Origin of the sequence: Ohtaekwangia koreensis, from assembly GCF_900167975.1 — a bacterium.
In the GTDB taxonomy this organism is placed as follows: Bacteria; Bacteroidota; Bacteroidia; order Cytophagales; family Cyclobacteriaceae; genus Ohtaekwangia; species Ohtaekwangia koreensis.
Window position 1 is genome coordinate 227,833 of the sequence record NZ_FUZU01000005.1, and the last position, 16,730, is coordinate 244,562.

The window sequence follows — 16,730 nt, forward strand, 5'->3', positions numbered from 1 at the left end:
TGTATATTTTTTAAAAACTGGAGCCGATACCTGCGTGTGCGTTGTGGGTAATTAGTTTGTGTTTTAACGATTTAATTACAAGGATGTATATAATTATTGAAAAGTTTCCTATCAATATACTCTTAATCCAGGGTTTGGTTGCAAAATGCCGCCAGAAATCCACAGGCGGTCACAATTTATACTACTCTTCCCCAGACGCTCCCGAGCTGATAAATGTTACGCTTGCCCGGATCACAGCGTTGTCTTTTAAGATTCGGGTATGGCCGAGCCCCTCTGTCCGGATCAGGCGTGCGTGTGGATAAATCTTCACCAACGCTTCGGCATGTTTCAGTTCAACCTCTTTATCATCGGCATCGTGTATCAGTAAAAGGTCAATGGGTGTTGGAAGATGTTTTATAAAATGAAGGGCGGTATATTCATCAAAAGGTTTACCATAGGTCTTCATTATAAAATCCTTGAAAAAAGCAGCTGTACCCTGCGAGGCATTAACAGCCTTGAGGAAACTCTTGATAATTTCATCGCCGATCGTGGGACTTGCAATGTTGATCAGCTTTTTTATAGGCAGTCCGTTCAAGGCAGAGTATAGTGCAGCCCCACCACCAAATGAATGCGCAAGGATGGCATCAGGCTGTCCTTTCAGTTCATATATTTTTTTTAGCACCTGTTCGAATTCAAGAATGGTGGTGCGTTTGCCTTCCGAATTTCCATGAGCAGGAGCGTCAAAACCGATTACACTATATTCTGCTGCAAGCAAGGGTTTAACGAATCGTCTGAATTGCGTTCCGCGTCCAGCCCATCCGTGCACGACAAGAACATAGCGCGGGCTGTTGCCCCATCTATAGGCTTGTACTTTTTTGTTTTCGATGTCGAATGAAAATTTTTCACTGAACGTCTCCGCTTTTCTTTCCTTCTCAGGAGTTGGATAACGCAACGGAGTAAAGAATAACCGGGCGAAGTACTGGTGTGCAAGTGAAGGCGCAATACGCTCAACCCTTGGGAAAATCCAGCGCACAACTTTTAGCGCGAAAGGTGTATTGTCTTTCTTCATACCGTAGTTTACAAAAACTTTTCAACTTGCTTTCGCGGATCTATATACCTATACCGTTTCTGTTGTGAACTGAAAGGTTTGCGTGGCGAACTGAAAGGTTTTAAGGTCATATACACGCTCACTGAAAAATACATGATTGTCGTGATCCACTAGTACAACAGTAGAACATCTCGACCCGTAATTTTCAGTTTTAATAAACATAGAAGACAACGCTCGTTCGCGTTCGATGGTTAACCCTGTATTCGGAAGCCGTTCATCTTCTGCTATAGCATCGTCATACAGAATATCAAAAACATCTTTTGGATCAATGTATTGCTGAAGCAACAGCGGTTTGAATTTCTCTTTGCCACGCACCACTTTAGGCCACGGGGTTTCCAGAAGGTGATTGCTGATGCCATAAAAGCCGGGAGCAATTTTATCAACGCCTTCTTTATAGTTCGAATAATACCATAACTCGTTGACGCTTCCCGCTAACAGATTGAATCCGTTATATACTTTGCCATTTTTCTCAATCCGTTTCAGATATTCTTCCGGTCCTTCATCCGACAGCAGGTAATCGGTTATTAACTGACCACGCGATGGTGCCTTTGGATCGATGTTGAGCGGGTCACGATAATTGGTCAGCATGCTGATCTTTCCAGACTTTGTCATAGCCATCCATGTACCACCCGCCTCAAGATCGCGCCCGCCTAAAATCTCAGGATGATCTTCCCAATACGCGGCAGGCGCAGTCTTACGGTTATAAAACTCATCACGATTGGCCGCAATAATTAATTTATAGGTTGGATGATTTTGAACAGAGAAGAAGATCAGACACATAGTGATTTTTCTGCCGTCAAGTTATAATTTTTTATCAAGCGAATACTATACAAATTAAGATTGCCTGCAGTTCAATACATTACATAAAAAAAGTCCCTTCACCGAGGCGAAAGGACTTTATATTTTAAAACATTAAGCTATATATTTTGTAGTGGACGCTCTCCTGCTTTGAGCTTGAGATATTACTTTAGTTTCAATCTGTAATTGCTGCTTCGCCACATTTTAACAATCTTACCGGCTTTGTCGCGTTCGAACGTAATTTCTTCGCCCAGTTCTCCATCATCACGAATGCGCCTGAAGGTATCTTCCTTTATATACTTTAGCAGGATCATATTTTTAGGATTATCGTTTGGCATATATACCATCGCGAGTTTATCGCCCCATGGCGAAATGATCAGTTCGCCACCCCAGGGTTTAAAACCATAGGAGCCGCTATATTGATCAAGGTCTACTTTCTTCTCCGTAGGTTTCTCATCAATACCTTTGGCATATACTGTGCGCATCGCTTCAAAGTATTTATTCGGATCTGTGCCTATAGCATTGATCATGACTATAAATGCAAGTTTATCTTTTGGATTGATCATGATGAGGGTTTGATATCCCGGGCAATATCCACCATGACTTACATAGGTCTTTCCATCTACCTGTGCAACCGTGAAGCCAAGTCCCCATGAAGTACGCCAGTTCGGATCCATAAAGTGAACGTTATACATTTCACGAAGCGTTGACGATTTTAAAATCTCGGTGCCACCATTCTTCAGCAAGCGAAACTGCCATGAAGCAAAACGCGCGAGGTCATCTACAGTAGAGGTTAATCCTGCTGCAGCAGCCAGTCCTTTGGTATCAAATTTATCGAGCATTCTGCGCTCGCCTTTTCTGCTTTCATCGCTATAGCCTGTAGCCATTCTTCCCTGCCACAACTCTTTAGGAAAGTACGTGCGCGTGTCGGAAAGTTGAAGCGGCTTGATTATATTTTTGTTTATATATTCATCGTATGAAAGTCCTGAAATTTCTTCCACTATATATCCAAGTAGTGTGATCCCCAGGTTGCTATATTGAAAATACGTTGATGCAGGATAAAGCGTTTGTTGTTCTTTTAATTTTTGAATGACCTGTTCTTTCGTGGGGAAGTTAGAGTCCGTCCAATATGGAAAATCAGATTCACGTGGCAGACCGGATGAATGCGTTAGTAAAGATCGAATGGTGATAGGGCCGCTATCAGCAGAAGATTGCTTGATGTTAAACCAGGGTAACACTGCAGACACTTCATCATCTAACCGAAGTTTGCCTGCGTCACGCAGTTGCATAATGGCAACCGCTGTAAACAGTTTTGAAATCGAGCAGACGCTATATATAGTGTTGGCCTGAGCCGGAATATTCTTGGCTATATCTGCTTTACCATAACCTTTACTCCAGAGGAGTTCCTGATCTTTTACAATCCCTACGGAAATGCCGGGTAAGTTATCGTATTCAGCCTGCGCTTTGAACCATTCATCCAGCAACCGGAGTGCGTCAGCATTTTCAGCAGGCGTGGTTTGACAATACGCAAAGCAAGTATGTACTGCTAGAAGCAGAAAAAGTATTCTCTTCAACATTCGATTCAGGGTCAGTGTTGTTGATAAATATATAACGATTGCATTTGAACCTGAAATTTATTGGGGATGAGAGGTAGTATGTGTGCACTATTGGTTGTGCTGCTTTAGAAAAGTTCGAGCTGCTCAGGCAGCAATGTAAAAGATCTTCGATGATACGGTGTGACTCCAAATTGTTTGATACCATCGCGATGTGCTTCGGTTGGATAGCCTACATTCGTTTCCCATCCATAACCCGGAAATTGATTCGCAAGATTCTGCATCAGGTCATCACGATATGTTTTTGCCAACACCGATGCAGCGGCAATAGACAAATACGTTGCATCGCCTTTGATGATACATTCATGACGTATATCCCGATAGGGTTTGAAACGATTGCCGTCAATAAGCAATAACTGTGGTGACTCATTCAGCTTGTCCAATGCAAGGTGCATGGCTTTGAACGATGCATTTAAAATATTGATCTGATCGATTTCTTCGTGACTCACTTCGCCAACAGCCCAGGCTATAGCAACCTTTTGAATTTCATATCGCAATTCTTCCCGCGCTTCTCTCTTCAGCTGCTTGGAATCGTTCAGTAATTTATGCCTGTATTTTTTCGGAAGTATAACAGCAGCAGCTACCACAGGTCCTGCAAGACAACCACGTCCTGCTTCATCGCAGCCCGCTTCGGTTAAGTCTTTCGTAAAGGATGATCGTAGCATCGGTAGAAGTTATACGTTATTGGTTACCCGTTAACGTTAATGGTGATCGTTACTCGTTTATATTTTCTGCACGGATAACAATTCACGAATAACGCTTAACCGTTAACGTTTCACAAACTTAAAATAGATTTGATTTCATACAAAAAAGAAATCGAATAGCTTTGGCGTTCAACTTTTGACTCCGGTTTAAAATCTTCATCTGCGAAAAAGCTAATTGGGAAATCTCATGAATCAGAAAGAAATAAAAAATCCTTGGACCACTTTATCTGGTGAAGAAAAATATGAGAACCGTTGGATACAGGTAACGGAATACCAGGTGCTGAATCCTTCCGGAGGAAAAGGTATTTATGGCAAAGTTCATTTCAGAAATAAAGCGATTGGTGTAATTCCGGTTGATCATGAAGGGAATACCTGGCTGGTTGGACAATTCCGTTATACCCTGAATGAATTTCAATGGGAGATTCCGGAGGGCGGTGCTCCATTATCAGAAGATCCGCTGGATGCTGCAAAGCGTGAACTCCAGGAGGAGACGGGCATCACTGCAAAGAAGTGGACAAGGATTGCGCGTCTTCATACTTCCAACTCCGTGACCGATGAAGAAGGCTTTTTGTTTTTGGCGGAGGACCTGGAGTATGGTGTAAACAACCTGGAAGAAACAGAAGCAGACCTGAAAGTATGGAAGCTGCCGCTGCAGGAAGCCATTGACATGGTGATGCGCGGAGAGATAACGGACAGCCTAAGCGTTATCGGCTTGCTGACGTTGGGGAGATTGAAAAAAATCTGATACAAACTTCAAGCTTAAGCTCACCTATATATCAAATCCATAAACCGTAAGGTGTTGGTTGCCGTATAATGGCCACGAACAAATTCGGCAGCACACATCTATATATCCCATGACCATTCGCACACACTTCAAAGAGAACTTTCACCTGGCTTATCCCGTCATGCTCAGTAACCTCGGGCATGTTATGATGAGTGTTACAGATACCATGATGGTAGGGCACCTCAATGCAGAGTCGCTGGCAGCAGCGGGTTTAGCTGTTGTTGTGTTTAACGTATTCATGCTCTTTGGTATAGGAGTGTCGTTTGCTATAACACCGTTGGTGGCCGCAGCACAAGGTGAGAACAACGATACAGATATCGTCGAGACGCTTCGCCACGGACTCGTCATCAATGTGATCAATGCTTTTATTTTGATTGGCGTAGTGGAGATTGGAAAGAATGTTTTGTATCACATCAATCAACCTGTGGAAGTTGTAGAACGCGCGATTCCCTTTTTAAGCATCGTGGCGTTTTCACTGGTACCGATGATGGTCTTCCAGAGCTATAAACAATTTGCTGAAGGATTGTCCAATACACGTGTAGCGTTAGTCGTGATGATCCTGGCGAACATATTAAATGTGATCCTGAATTATATACTGGTGTATGGTCACGCAGGTTCTCCTGCTTTCGGATTGATTGGTGCCGCGTGGGCAACGTTTATCTCGCGGATTTTTATGGCGATTGCCATCGCCGTATATATATACTATATTCCTTCCTTCCGGAAGTTTCGTGCAGCGTTCTCGTGGGGTAACTATTCAAAGAAGCTTTTTTCAAAGATGTTGCACCTCGGTATCCCCAGTGGTGTCCAATTTATATTTGAAGCCGCAGCATTTGATTTTTCCCTGGTCATGATGGGTTGGCTGGGAACAAAAACACAAGCTGCGCACCAGATCGCCATCAATCTGGCAACACTAAGCTATATGACTACAGCCGGGCTTGGCACTGCAGCAACCATTCGGGTTGGATATTTTTCCGGAGCACGTGATTATAAGAATATGCGCCTCGCGGCCTATACATTGTTGGGCATGGCACTTCTCTTTATGAGTATCACGGCAGCTATATTTATTATAGCGAATAACTGGTTGCCTACCCTTTATGTAAATGACCCTACGGTGATTCCGATCGCAGCATCGTTGTTGATTGTGGCTGCTATATTCCAATTATCCGATGGCGCACAAGTAGTCTGCGCCTCTGCGTTACGTGGACTGCAGGATGTAAAAATACCGTCCTTCTTTATTTTCATTTCATACTGGGTGATTGGTTTGCCTCTCGGCTATTGGCTTGGTTTCAAAACCGATTACCAGGCTATCGGCATCTGGATGGGACTTCTCATAGGACTTACGCTTACTGCCATTGCCATGTTCCTTCGTCTAAAGTGGTCTATGGACAGACGTTTAGCCGTTGGCGGTTAAAACATTCTATACTGAAAGTTATCTTTATGAGTATACTTCCACATCGATAATGGGTGGTGTATAACGTATATATACTCTGACTCCTGCTGAACAAATAACGAATAGCGTTTAACTTTAAATAGTTTACGGCTAACGTATAACAATTAACCTTACTATATTTCACCGAATATTGAATTTGCCATGATCGAAATCAAACCTGTCCGCTCCTCCCAAACTACGATTACTGAATTGATGATCCCTTCGTACGCCAACTTTGGTGGAAAAATTCACGGAGGCATTTTACTCTCCTTGATGGATAAAGTTGCTTATGCCTGTTCGAGTAAACACGCTGGTGCGTATTGTGTAACTGTATCCGTTGACAGAGTGGAATTTCTTCAGCCGGTAGAGGTAGGGGAACTGGTATCATTACATGCCTCGGTCAACTATGTTGGTAATTCTTCCATGATCGTTGGCATTCGTGTAGAAGCACAGAATGTGAAACTCGGTACCATCACACATACCAACTCATCGTATTTTACCATGGTGGCAAAAGGTGATGATGACAAACCTACGAAGGTTCCAAAGCTTACACTGGAAAGTGAAGAGCAGGTAAGACGTTTTGTGGAGGCACTGCGCATGAAGGAAATCAAAACCAGGATACGCGAAGCATTGGATGATGCGAAGTCTGGAATAGAAATGCCAGAAGCGATTGAACTGTTGAAGAACGAGCGATGCATTATTGATATCCGGTAAACTATATATATGATCAGGTATTTACTCGTAGCGGCATGTATAGCCTTTGTATCTTCAGCGGCAGCGCAGACGCCTGTAATTCTTTCGCAGCGCGAGCAAGCAAAAGTGATCGATGATTTACTTGACGACCGCCTGCATACGGTTCTCCCGAAACTGATGCGCAGGGAAGGTATAGATATGTGGGTGGTGATCTCTCGCGAGTACAATGAAGACCCGGTAATAGAAACATTATTGCCTGCAACGTGGATGGCTGCACGCAGAACAACCATGCTGGTTGTATTCGATCGCGGTGCTGATAAAGAGGTTGAATACCTTGCCGTATCACGTTACGATGTTGGTAAAGTTTTCAAGCGCGCCTGGGATCCCGATAGCGAACCGGATCAATGGAAGCAACTCGCCAGAATTATAGAAGAACGAAATCCCAGGAAGATTGCATTGAATAAATCAGAACACTTTGGTCATGCCGATGGTATATCTGCTAACGATTATGATCAGGTGCTGAACGCGTTGAATAAAAAATTCCATACACGTGTTATATCTGCCGAAAGGCTTGCTATAGGCTGGCTTGAAACGCGAAGCGAACGTGAGATGGTGATCTATCCGCAGATCTGTCGTATAGCACATGATATCATTCAGGAAGGCTTCTCTGATAAAGTTATTCAACCCGGTGTAACCACAACCGAAGATGTAGTGTGGTGGTACCGGGAACGTATAAAAGAATTAAAGCTCGATACCTGGTTTCATCCTTCCGTATCGATTCAGCGAAATGAACCGGAGGCTATATTTGCAAGGCGTCCACAACCGGTGGTGATCATGCCCGGTGATTTGCTGCACGTTGATTTTGGTATTACATACCTGCGGCTCAATACCGATACACAACAACATGCCTATATATTAAAACCTGGTGAAACCGATGCACCTGAATATTTGAAGAGTGCATTGGCGAAAGGAAACAGATTACAAGATATACTCACCCACAGTTTTGTGTTGGGAAAAAGTGGCAACGCCATGCTGTCGGAATCGCGCAAGCAAGCTATAGATGAGGGATTACGTCCTTCTATATATACTCATCCTATCGGTTATCACGGACACGCTGCTGGTCCAACTATTGGTATGTGGGATATGCAGCAAGGTGTACTGGTGCAAGGCGATTATCCGCTATACTATAACACCGCGTATTCCATCGAGCTAAACGTTACAGTATCTATTGCTGAATGGAAAAAAGATATTCAGATCAAGCTTGAAGAGGATGGATATTTTGATGAAACCGGTTTCCGCTATATCGATGGGCGGCAGACCGAACTGATCGTAATCCCAAAGCAGAGCAAGATTAACCGATAATGAAGACTATAGATAGTAGCGTTTATAAAAATGCTGCGTGTTGAAGGGTCTTGTTCTGTGCGTTATGCGTTTGGTTTGTTAACAGAATTTTCCAGAAAACATAATGCGGAAACCGGGAATATTTACTCTTGGGAATAGAATAAATTCAGCCAGTTAATTATTTTTATAGATGTGATTTTCAAAGATGATTTCTTTGAAGCGTCAGGTGAGGTAAGATCATGAAAATACTGCGAGTTATACATACCTCCTACGGGGTGCTGGTGTTTGCCATACTGTTCCTGCTCTTATTTCCGTTTCTGCTGATTCCAATTATTTTCCCCAGTCAGTACAAACTAACCGGCATCATCAATCGCTGGTGGGCGCGACTGCTATTGTTCTTTGTATTTATTCCTTTCCGGGTAGAGTACAGAAAGAAACCGGATCCAAAAAAGCAGTACATCTTTTGTCCGAATCATTTTTCATATATGGACATTCCTACCGCGGGGTTGAATCATTACAACACCATTTTTGTCGGGAAGAATGAAATACAAAAAATTCCACTCTTTGGCTATATGTACGGCAAGCTTCATATTACCGTAGATCGGAATAAACTAAAAAGCCGCTATACCTCTGTGAAGCGGTCGCTCGAAGCCGTTGATGAGGGAAAAAGCCTTGTAATCTTTCCGGAAGGAGGGGTGGTAACAGAACGCGATCCGGTGATGGGACGTTTTAAGGACGGAGCATTTCGCATCGCGATCGAGAAACAAATTGCCATTGTACCTGTCACCATTCCATATAATTGGATAATTTTGCCCGCTGATCAGTTTCTGTTACACTGGCATCCGCTTAAAGTCATCTTTCATGAGCCCATTGAAACGACCGGGCTTACGTTGCAAGACGTAGATTCTTTGAAGGAAAAAGTGTTCCGGATTATTGATGAGGAATTGAAAAGGAATTTAGCAAATCTGCATATACCAACGAACATCATAAATAATGAATATAGATCGCGCCCTGCTGGATAAAATCGCTCACCTTTCACGTCTTGAATTTGATGAGAAGGATGCCGAGAAGATGATGAAAGACATGACCGCCATTGTAGATTGGGTTGAGAAACTGAAGGAAGTAAACACAGATGGTGTTGAACCGCTTACTACCATGAGCCACGAAATAAATGCACTGCGTGAAGACGAGGTGAAAGAACACCTGAGCCATGAACGTGCGCTGCGCAATGCACCTAAAAAAGATTCCGACTATTTCAGAGTACCAAAAGTATTGGAATAATCGTTTCCTGTTGAGGAGTGAACCCGGAAGATTGTGAAAGCCTTCCGGGTTTATTTTTTTAAACTTGTACGCTTTAACATTTGATTCTGTAACCAAAATGCAATCACTTTTCTTCTGGAAGAATTGGCTGAAAGATTATCGCTGGATCGGCTACGCCACTGCCGCTGTATTTTTCCTCTCCTTATTCTTTTTGTGGTTTTCGTATTTTCAGGGAGTTGATGGTGTTATACATTGGGATACCATACAAGAGCAAAGAACGGTTGAAACGACCGTCCATAATTTCCGGCTGGGACCTTTTGTACTAAATATACCAGCCGAGAGCTATACCATACTGGAATACTTTAACGGTAGTAGTGTTGAACCGAATACAACGGCATCCTATATATTCCTGTTTGTTCTTATCGCCAGCGCGATTATACTGCTTACCGTCATTACCACCATTGAGCGCTTCTGGTATTTCTTCGGAATGGCACTGTTCATTCTTTTTGTAGTAAGTCTCCGGCTCGAGGTGTTGGGTATATTCGGTCAGTTTAACCGCATACCGGTAGTGATGGCGTTAGTGCTATATATAGTGCCCGCGTTTTATTTTAACCGCTTTAAAACTTCGGTATCGTTCATGAAACGGTTACTGCTGTTTGCGAGCATCACGTTACTGTTAGCGCTGACAGTTGCATTTTTTTCTGAAGTAGAATATCCCTTGTATCACCTTACCCTCACGGGATATACACCGGGCCTGATCATTTCAGTATTGTTTATTATCATGATCGCCCACGAGGTACTTGCAGCATTCATCAACGTAATCAGCCAGGGGTCTTCTAAAAGCTTACGACATCTTTCCATCATCAGTGTCATCTACATGGCGAACGTTGTCATAACTGCGCTGCATGAAATGGATGTTATCCGGTGGAATTTTATATACATCAATCTTTACTTGCTGTTGACGATCTCTGCTATATTGGGCATCTGGGGATATCGTGGCAGAGAAGCTATATATGGAAATGTGCTTTCGTTTTATCCATTCGGAGCATACTTCTACCTGGCGATGGGTGCAATATGTTTTGCTACCACGGGACAGCTATTGGGCAATGCCAATGATCCTGCTCTGAAGATCATCCGTGATGTTATAATCTTTAGCCATGCAGGCTTTGGTATCATTTTCCTCACCTATGTGTTTTCGAACTATATCGTGATGCTGGCGCAGAATATGCCCATCTACAAAATCCTGTATAAGCCGAACCGGATGCCATACTTCACGTATCGCTTTGCAGGACTGATTGCCATGCTCGCCTTTATATTCGTATCCGATTGGAAAGGCTATGTATACAACGGTATGGCTGGATTCTACAACAGCGCGGGTGACCTATATGCATTGCAAGGCAACGAAGTATACACGGAATCATTCTACGATCAGGGAAGAGCGCAGGGCGCAGGAAATCATCGCTCGAACTACGCTTTGGGAGTTATAAAAGGAATGCGTTTCAATTTTGAAGGTGCTCAGGAAAATTATAACGCTGCCAATTTTAAGAGGGCATCTGAATATTCACTTGCCAATGCCGGAAACATTTTAATATGGCAGAATGAAGTATTCGATGCTATAGAACAATATCATAATGGCATTAGGATTATGCCGGAGTCCGGTACGATTGCCAACAACCTCGGCTTAGCATATGCTAAAGTACATAACCTGGATTCTGCCCTGGTATATTTCAGCAAGGCTCGTGAACATGATGTTTCCAAAGATGCTGCTGAGACAAACTTCTTTGCTATGGCTACCGGTGAATTGCTTCCCCTGCAAGCCGATTCTATCCTCGGTGTTTTCAATACCAATTCATCGGCTACGATGGCAAATGCATTGGCGTTATCATCCTTGTATGGCCAGCCACTAACCGTAAAGAACGACCCGCTCGCAGTGCGCATATTGGATTTAAAGTCTGCTACTTTAATGAATAACTATATCATTAAGAACGCAAAGACATTGGACACCGCCTTTACAAAACGTGCCTACACCATTGCGTCCGATACTATGAATGTAGACTATAGCATCTCATTGAAATCTGCGCTGGCCTATGCGTTTTATCACCAGGGAAATGTAGCCAAGGCACTTGAGATCATGGCGGAACAACTATACCTGGGCCAAGCCAACCAGGGAAAGTATAATTATATCATGGGACTTTGGGCTCTGGAGCAAGCCAATCCTGCTGTTGCTGCTGATTATTTTAGTTATGCTGATACGTATGATTATAAAGACGCGCGTTTCTATCACGCCATTGCACTCACCGAAGCTTCGCGTATACCCGATGCGTTGGTAGCCTGGGACACAGTGGCTGCCGGGAAAGATGAAGCACAGCAAAAAATTGCAACGCGTATCAGAAAGATATTAACACTGTCGACACAGGAAGCTATATCCTTAACAGATGCAGAGAAATATCAATTCTGTCGCTATCGCATCAGCCTGCGCGATTCTATTGTGTTCGACCGCCTTGTAAATACATTTCAGAATGCAAACTATAAGGCCCAGGCTTTACTCGACATCAGTAACAAGTATTATAGGGCTGAACAATATGTACCGGCTATACGATTCTTCAATCGCATTGCAGGCCTGGAGTTGACGGATAAAACACTATATGAAAATGTACAGCACTTTGAATTACGAATGCTGGCATCACGTCTGGAGCTGCGGTCACTGGCAACACAGATTAACAAGGGTGTTGAATTTAACGGATCGCGTACATTGGAGAAGATTCTGTATACGGCATTGATCAACGCATCCAATGGCGATACATTGAATGCCGGAAAGAACTTTGAAATTGTAAGCCGCTATAATCCCTACTTCGAAGAAGGTATATTGGCCGCAGCCGATTTTTTCCGCGAGAAGGATGCTAAAAGTATGAAGCCTTATACAATTCTTTCGGAAGCTATACAGGTTAACGGAAATTCATATCGCTTGCTGAAAGCTTACGCTGAAGAAGCAATACGTCAGGGATTTGATCTATATGCTGCCAGCGCCCGGCAGCGGCTCCAGGAATTGGAGCGAGGTTTCTGATAGGTATATATAGCTATTGCCCCGGATTAATTCCGAGGCAATAGTTGATATAGACTTAAGCTGCTACGCGCTTGCCAGCCGTCTTCTTTACTTTGCGCGCATTCACTTTGCCGGCATGCTTGGAAGTTTTGCCGTTCTTTTTGGCTTTGGCTTCAGCTTTCTTCGCTTTCGCTGCTTCTTTTTTAGCCTTCGCTATTTCCTTCTTCTCTTTGTCTTTAGCCTCTTTAGCCCAGAGTTTCCGGTTCTCACGAATTACTTTCCAGTAATCTTTTCCGTAGTCTACAAGGATCTCAGAACCTGCTGGTATATCTCTGAGAGCAACGATAAACGCTCGCAGATCTTCAGTTTCATAATCACAATTGTTTTTAAGACCTTTTACCTTGGTCAGTCCGTTTGCATCATTCGCATAGCGCGCCAATGCTTTTAGCGTAGGCGCTGCGTTGATCACATGATGACGCTTCACATAAAAGATATAGCCATTACGGCCATCTTCATCTTTAACGTCTTTCCAGGTGGAGATTATACCCTTATACTCCAGTACACGTGCGCCCTTCGGTATAAATTTTTTAGTGAATAAACCTTTTCCCGCATTGGGGATCGTTGACTTCTTAACGTAAAGTTGTTTTTCCAGGAGTGCCATTCAAATGTTAATCTGTAAATTAAAGTGCGTGAAGATAAAATAAATAGCATTCCAAAAAAATCACGGATGCCATCACCGGCATAGCAGCCAGTATCTTCTGCTTCTTTTGAAAGGATAAGGTTGGAGCTTGGAGACAGGAGTGATGATTGCCTCTCGCTATTTTCTTTCTCCCATCACCCCGGTATAAACTTTAAAGAATTATGCCAGCCAACGATTGCTCCCTATAAAAAAGCTTGCTGTCCTGTTATAGACAGCAAGCTTTACAACCAGAATACATACCCGGACTTTTTGCCCTTTAAATTTCTTTCAGACATTCATGATGAAGTGATAGTCGTGGAAGAAATTTCCGCCCGGGTTATTTTGTTAACAAACCATCCAGTGTAACGGATACATAGTATAGTCCTCCGATCGTAGGACCTGCCGCATACTGGATATAGCGATTGTTGAATAAGTTTGTTCCACCTACTTTCACACTGGTCTTGATGGCTGGCAGGCGATACGTAACCTGTGCATCCACGGTGCTATACGCAGGGATCGATCCGTTCGCCAATGGGCTTTCCCACAGGAACGACTCTTGCCATCTCCACACAATGTTAAAGCCCAGGTTGGTGATCACTTCACGATTTCCAAACGAAATGTTGGTTGCCCAAGTCGGTGTGTTGAAGCCGGTAACGAATACATCTTTCTCTTTGTTCTTCGAAATGTTGTTATAGTTTACATTTCCGGAGATCGTAAATTTCTTGTAGAAGTTATAGGTTACACCGAGTGAAGAGCCGTAGTTCTTATACTTCTGTTTCGCATTGGTATATACACGATAGCGAACCTGACGAGGTGTTCTGTTTGCTGCAAGCATAGAGATAACAGCATCATCGGTTCCTACTTCAACCTGTTTTGCAGGATCAGGATATTTACCGGTAGCATCTGCAAGGTATGGCACAGCAACTTCTACTTGTCCTAAAAAGCCATCGTATACATTGGTATAGGCATCAATGTCGATTACCAGTGTGTTGTTGAACAATACGCTTTTATATCCTACTTCGAAGGAGTTAATACGCTCCGGGCGAGTTGGAGACAAATTGGTATTCTGAAGCAGAGCTCTGTTTTTAAAAGCCGCATCGTTGGTAGTAAGACCAGCCTTTACATCCGCGTTTACAGCGGCATTGAATGTATTGATCGATGCAAGAGTATAGGAATTGTCCAGGTAGTTCAAACCTTCATTGATATAGGACAATCCACCCACGCGTCTGATATTTCCATTATTCACAAAAGATAACGCTTCGAATAAAGAAGGGAAGCGGAAACCATTCTGAAAGGATGCACGGAAGTTATGCTTCTCCGCTACAGTATATACTGCAGCAATGCGTGGATTTATTTTTGGATTGAATTCAAGGTTATGATCGAGGCGAAGGGATCCAAACAGTTTCAATTTTTCGTTGAACAATGTTTTTGTTATCTGTGTGAAGAAGCCATATTTGGTATAGTGTACATTGCTTCCATAGCTGCCATCTTCTAATGGAGTATTGCGTTCGGCAACCGGTCTTTTGAAGTCAACGAAGTTATTTCCATCCGGTATAATTTCATATACACGAAGATCAGCGCCAACCAACAGGTCGATGAACTTCACTTTTTTGGAAAGATCCCACTGAGCATCGGTGTGATACATGCGACTCATCTGGTGAAGCTTTGCACCACCGGAAGATGTACCGGTAGGAACAGCGCTGATGTGATCCCAGTTGTTGATACCTTTGATCACATTCTTCATAGAGTCAAAGCGATATGTACCCGGCTCGTATCGGCCAGCATCGGCAGCAGCTCTTGCAATTCGCATGGCTTCTGCCAACTCTATATCCGGATTCGCATTGAGTGTACCCTGCAGTGAAGCTTTAAATTTATCACGCCATGCGTTATTCGAAAGATGTGAAAGATCAAGGTTATCAGACAATGGTTTCAGGTTGTAAGAGTCTCCTGTATTCTCAAGAGAAACATACGAACGAATGGAGTAGTTAGCACCTTTCAATTCAAGCTTGTGATTTTGTACCCTCGTGTTATCAAGTTGTATTTTATTACCGCGTTGAAATAAACCATCGAGTAAACCAAATCTATAGCTATAGCTTAATTCAGCGTTACTTCCGATTTTATAGTGAAGCGCAGCATCAACTTTTATATTGTCAACCTTGCCAGGGACAAGATCTTTTTCCCAATAGCCAGTTCTTCTTACAACAAAAGATTGATTAGCTACCCCGTCATAGTTTATACCACTCACTGTAACAGCGTTGCTACCACTGTCATCACCATATTTATTCCAGGCATCATAAGCAGGATGATCGGCTACATTTAGTTCGGGATAGGAAGGATTACCTGTGCCTGCTGTTCCGTTTGGATTCTGATCCGTTTTTGTATTTCCACGCCAGTCAGTAGCACGCAGGTAACTTGCATTTATTTTAAAAGCGAATTTATTATTGAATGCTTTTGCATAGCGGACTGCTGTCTCCGTTAAAACACTGGGATCGTAATCTATACCATCTACATGGTTTACACCCGTCTTCTGATATATACTTAGACCCTGGTATAAAAATGGACTTTTGGTAATGAGGTTAGCCATACCGTTGATTGCATTCATACCATATAGGGCAGAGGCAGCACCAGGTGTTATCTCAACGCTTTCTATATCGAGCTCTGTCGGGCCGATGGCATTTCCCAGTGGTACACCAAGTGTAGCGGCTTGCATATCAACACCATCTACAACCTGCACGAAACGAAAGTTGTTGGGTATATTAAATCCTCTGGTGTTCGGTACTTTAAAAGTGATACTCGAAGTTGTCATCTGCACACCCTTTACATTTTCAAGGGCATCATAAAAACTTGGAGCCGGTGTTTCTCTGATCGCCCGTATATCCAGTTTTTCTATGGCTACAGGAGATTTAAGTTGAGACTCTTCTACGCGTGAAGCAGTGATCACAACTTCTTCGCCTAGTAAAGCACTTGGATTTAATTTCAGGTTGATTACATCATTGGGTGATGACACAGTAATTTCTTCTGTTCTATACCCTACGAAAGAAGCCATCAACGTAACCGGAAGTTGCTTGACAGTAAGTGAGAACTTACCGGATGCATCTGTTACTGTACCAAGCACAGTACCTTTTACAGCGATGTTTACACCGGGAAGAGCATCCTGTGTTTCACCATCGGTGATGCTTCCGCTGATTTGATTTTGTGCCTGTGCGAGGGAGCTGGCTGAGATGAGAAAAAATAAAACGAGAACCTGGTGGTAGTATCTTTTCATACAATTTTAACTCTATAGTATTGGTAGATTTATG

The 16,730-nt window shown here is 43.1% G+C and carries 13 protein-coding genes; 7 read left to right on the top strand and 6 right to left on the bottom strand.

The window, feature by feature from the left end; translation table 11 throughout:
- Positions 1-181: 181 nt before the first annotated feature.
- The 4 genes from B5Y40_RS28155 to B5Y40_RS28170 form a co-directional block, all read right to left on the bottom strand.
- Positions 182-1,048, bottom strand: a complete 867-nt coding sequence (locus B5Y40_RS28155; RefSeq protein WP_079690237.1) for an alpha/beta hydrolase — start codon at positions 1,046-1,048, stop codon at positions 182-184.
- A 48-nt stretch (positions 1,049-1,096) separates the two neighbouring features.
- Positions 1,097-1,867 (bottom strand): NRDE family protein, encoded by a 771-nt coding sequence (locus B5Y40_RS28160; protein WP_079690239.1) that lies wholly within the window; start codon positions 1,865-1,867, stop codon positions 1,097-1,099.
- A gap of 182 nt (positions 1,868-2,049) precedes the next feature.
- Positions 2,050-3,462 (bottom strand): serine hydrolase, encoded by a 1,413-nt coding sequence (locus B5Y40_RS28165; RefSeq protein ID WP_079690241.1) that lies wholly within the window; start codon positions 3,460-3,462, stop codon positions 2,050-2,052.
- A 104-nt stretch (positions 3,463-3,566) separates the two neighbouring features.
- Entirely contained in the window at positions 3,567-4,163 is a 597-nt protein-coding gene (locus B5Y40_RS28170) for a ribonuclease HII (protein WP_079690242.1), read from the bottom strand.
- Positions 4,164-4,389: 226 nt separating this feature from the next.
- Here B5Y40_RS28170 and B5Y40_RS28175 point away from each other — a divergent pair, with 226 nt between their 5' ends.
- The 7 genes from B5Y40_RS28175 to B5Y40_RS28205 all read left to right on the top strand — a co-directional run bounded on the left by B5Y40_RS28175 (position 4,390) and on the right by B5Y40_RS28205 (position 12,773).
- The gene (locus tag B5Y40_RS28175) at positions 4,390-4,947 is read left to right on the top strand and encodes an NUDIX domain-containing protein (protein ID WP_079690243.1); all 558 of its coding nucleotides are present in this window, start codon (positions 4,390-4,392) and stop codon (positions 4,945-4,947) included.
- Between the two features lie 109 nt (positions 4,948-5,056).
- Entirely contained in the window at positions 5,057-6,397 is a 1,341-nt protein-coding gene (locus B5Y40_RS28180; protein WP_079690244.1) for an MATE family efflux transporter, read from the top strand.
- Between the two features lie 180 nt (positions 6,398-6,577).
- Complete coding sequence (locus tag B5Y40_RS28185; RefSeq protein ID WP_079690245.1) at positions 6,578-7,129, top strand: acyl-CoA thioesterase; 552 nt, start codon at positions 6,578-6,580, stop codon at positions 7,127-7,129.
- Positions 7,130-7,138: 9 nt separating this feature from the next.
- The gene (locus B5Y40_RS28190; RefSeq protein WP_079690246.1) at positions 7,139-8,470 is read left to right on the top strand and encodes a M24 family metallopeptidase; all 1,332 of its coding nucleotides are present in this window, start codon (positions 7,139-7,141) and stop codon (positions 8,468-8,470) included.
- Positions 8,471-8,688: 218 nt separating this feature from the next.
- Positions 8,689-9,471 (top strand): lysophospholipid acyltransferase family protein, encoded by a 783-nt coding sequence (locus B5Y40_RS28195; protein WP_079690247.1) that lies wholly within the window; start codon positions 8,689-8,691, stop codon positions 9,469-9,471.
- A complete protein-coding gene (gene gatC, locus B5Y40_RS28200) occupies positions 9,443-9,730 on the top strand; it encodes an Asp-tRNA(Asn)/Glu-tRNA(Gln) amidotransferase subunit GatC (RefSeq protein WP_079690248.1) in 288 nt (95 codons plus the stop codon). The genes B5Y40_RS28195 and gatC overlap by 29 nt, the downstream gene beginning before the upstream one ends.
- A 97-nt stretch (positions 9,731-9,827) precedes the next feature.
- Entirely contained in the window at positions 9,828-12,773 is a 2,946-nt protein-coding gene (locus tag B5Y40_RS28205) for a tetratricopeptide repeat protein (protein ID WP_079690249.1), read from the top strand.
- Between the two features lie 55 nt (positions 12,774-12,828).
- Here B5Y40_RS28205 and B5Y40_RS28210 read toward each other — a convergent pair whose 3' ends face one another.
- Together B5Y40_RS28210 and B5Y40_RS28215 are read right to left on the bottom strand one after the other, a co-directional pair.
- Positions 12,829-13,413 (bottom strand): SET domain-containing protein, encoded by a 585-nt coding sequence (locus tag B5Y40_RS28210; protein WP_143785981.1) that lies wholly within the window; start codon positions 13,411-13,413, stop codon positions 12,829-12,831.
- Between the two features lie 355 nt (positions 13,414-13,768).
- Positions 13,769-16,696, bottom strand: a complete 2,928-nt coding sequence (locus tag B5Y40_RS28215; RefSeq protein WP_079690250.1) for a TonB-dependent receptor — start codon at positions 16,694-16,696, stop codon at positions 13,769-13,771.
- Positions 16,697-16,730: the final 34 nt, after the last annotated feature.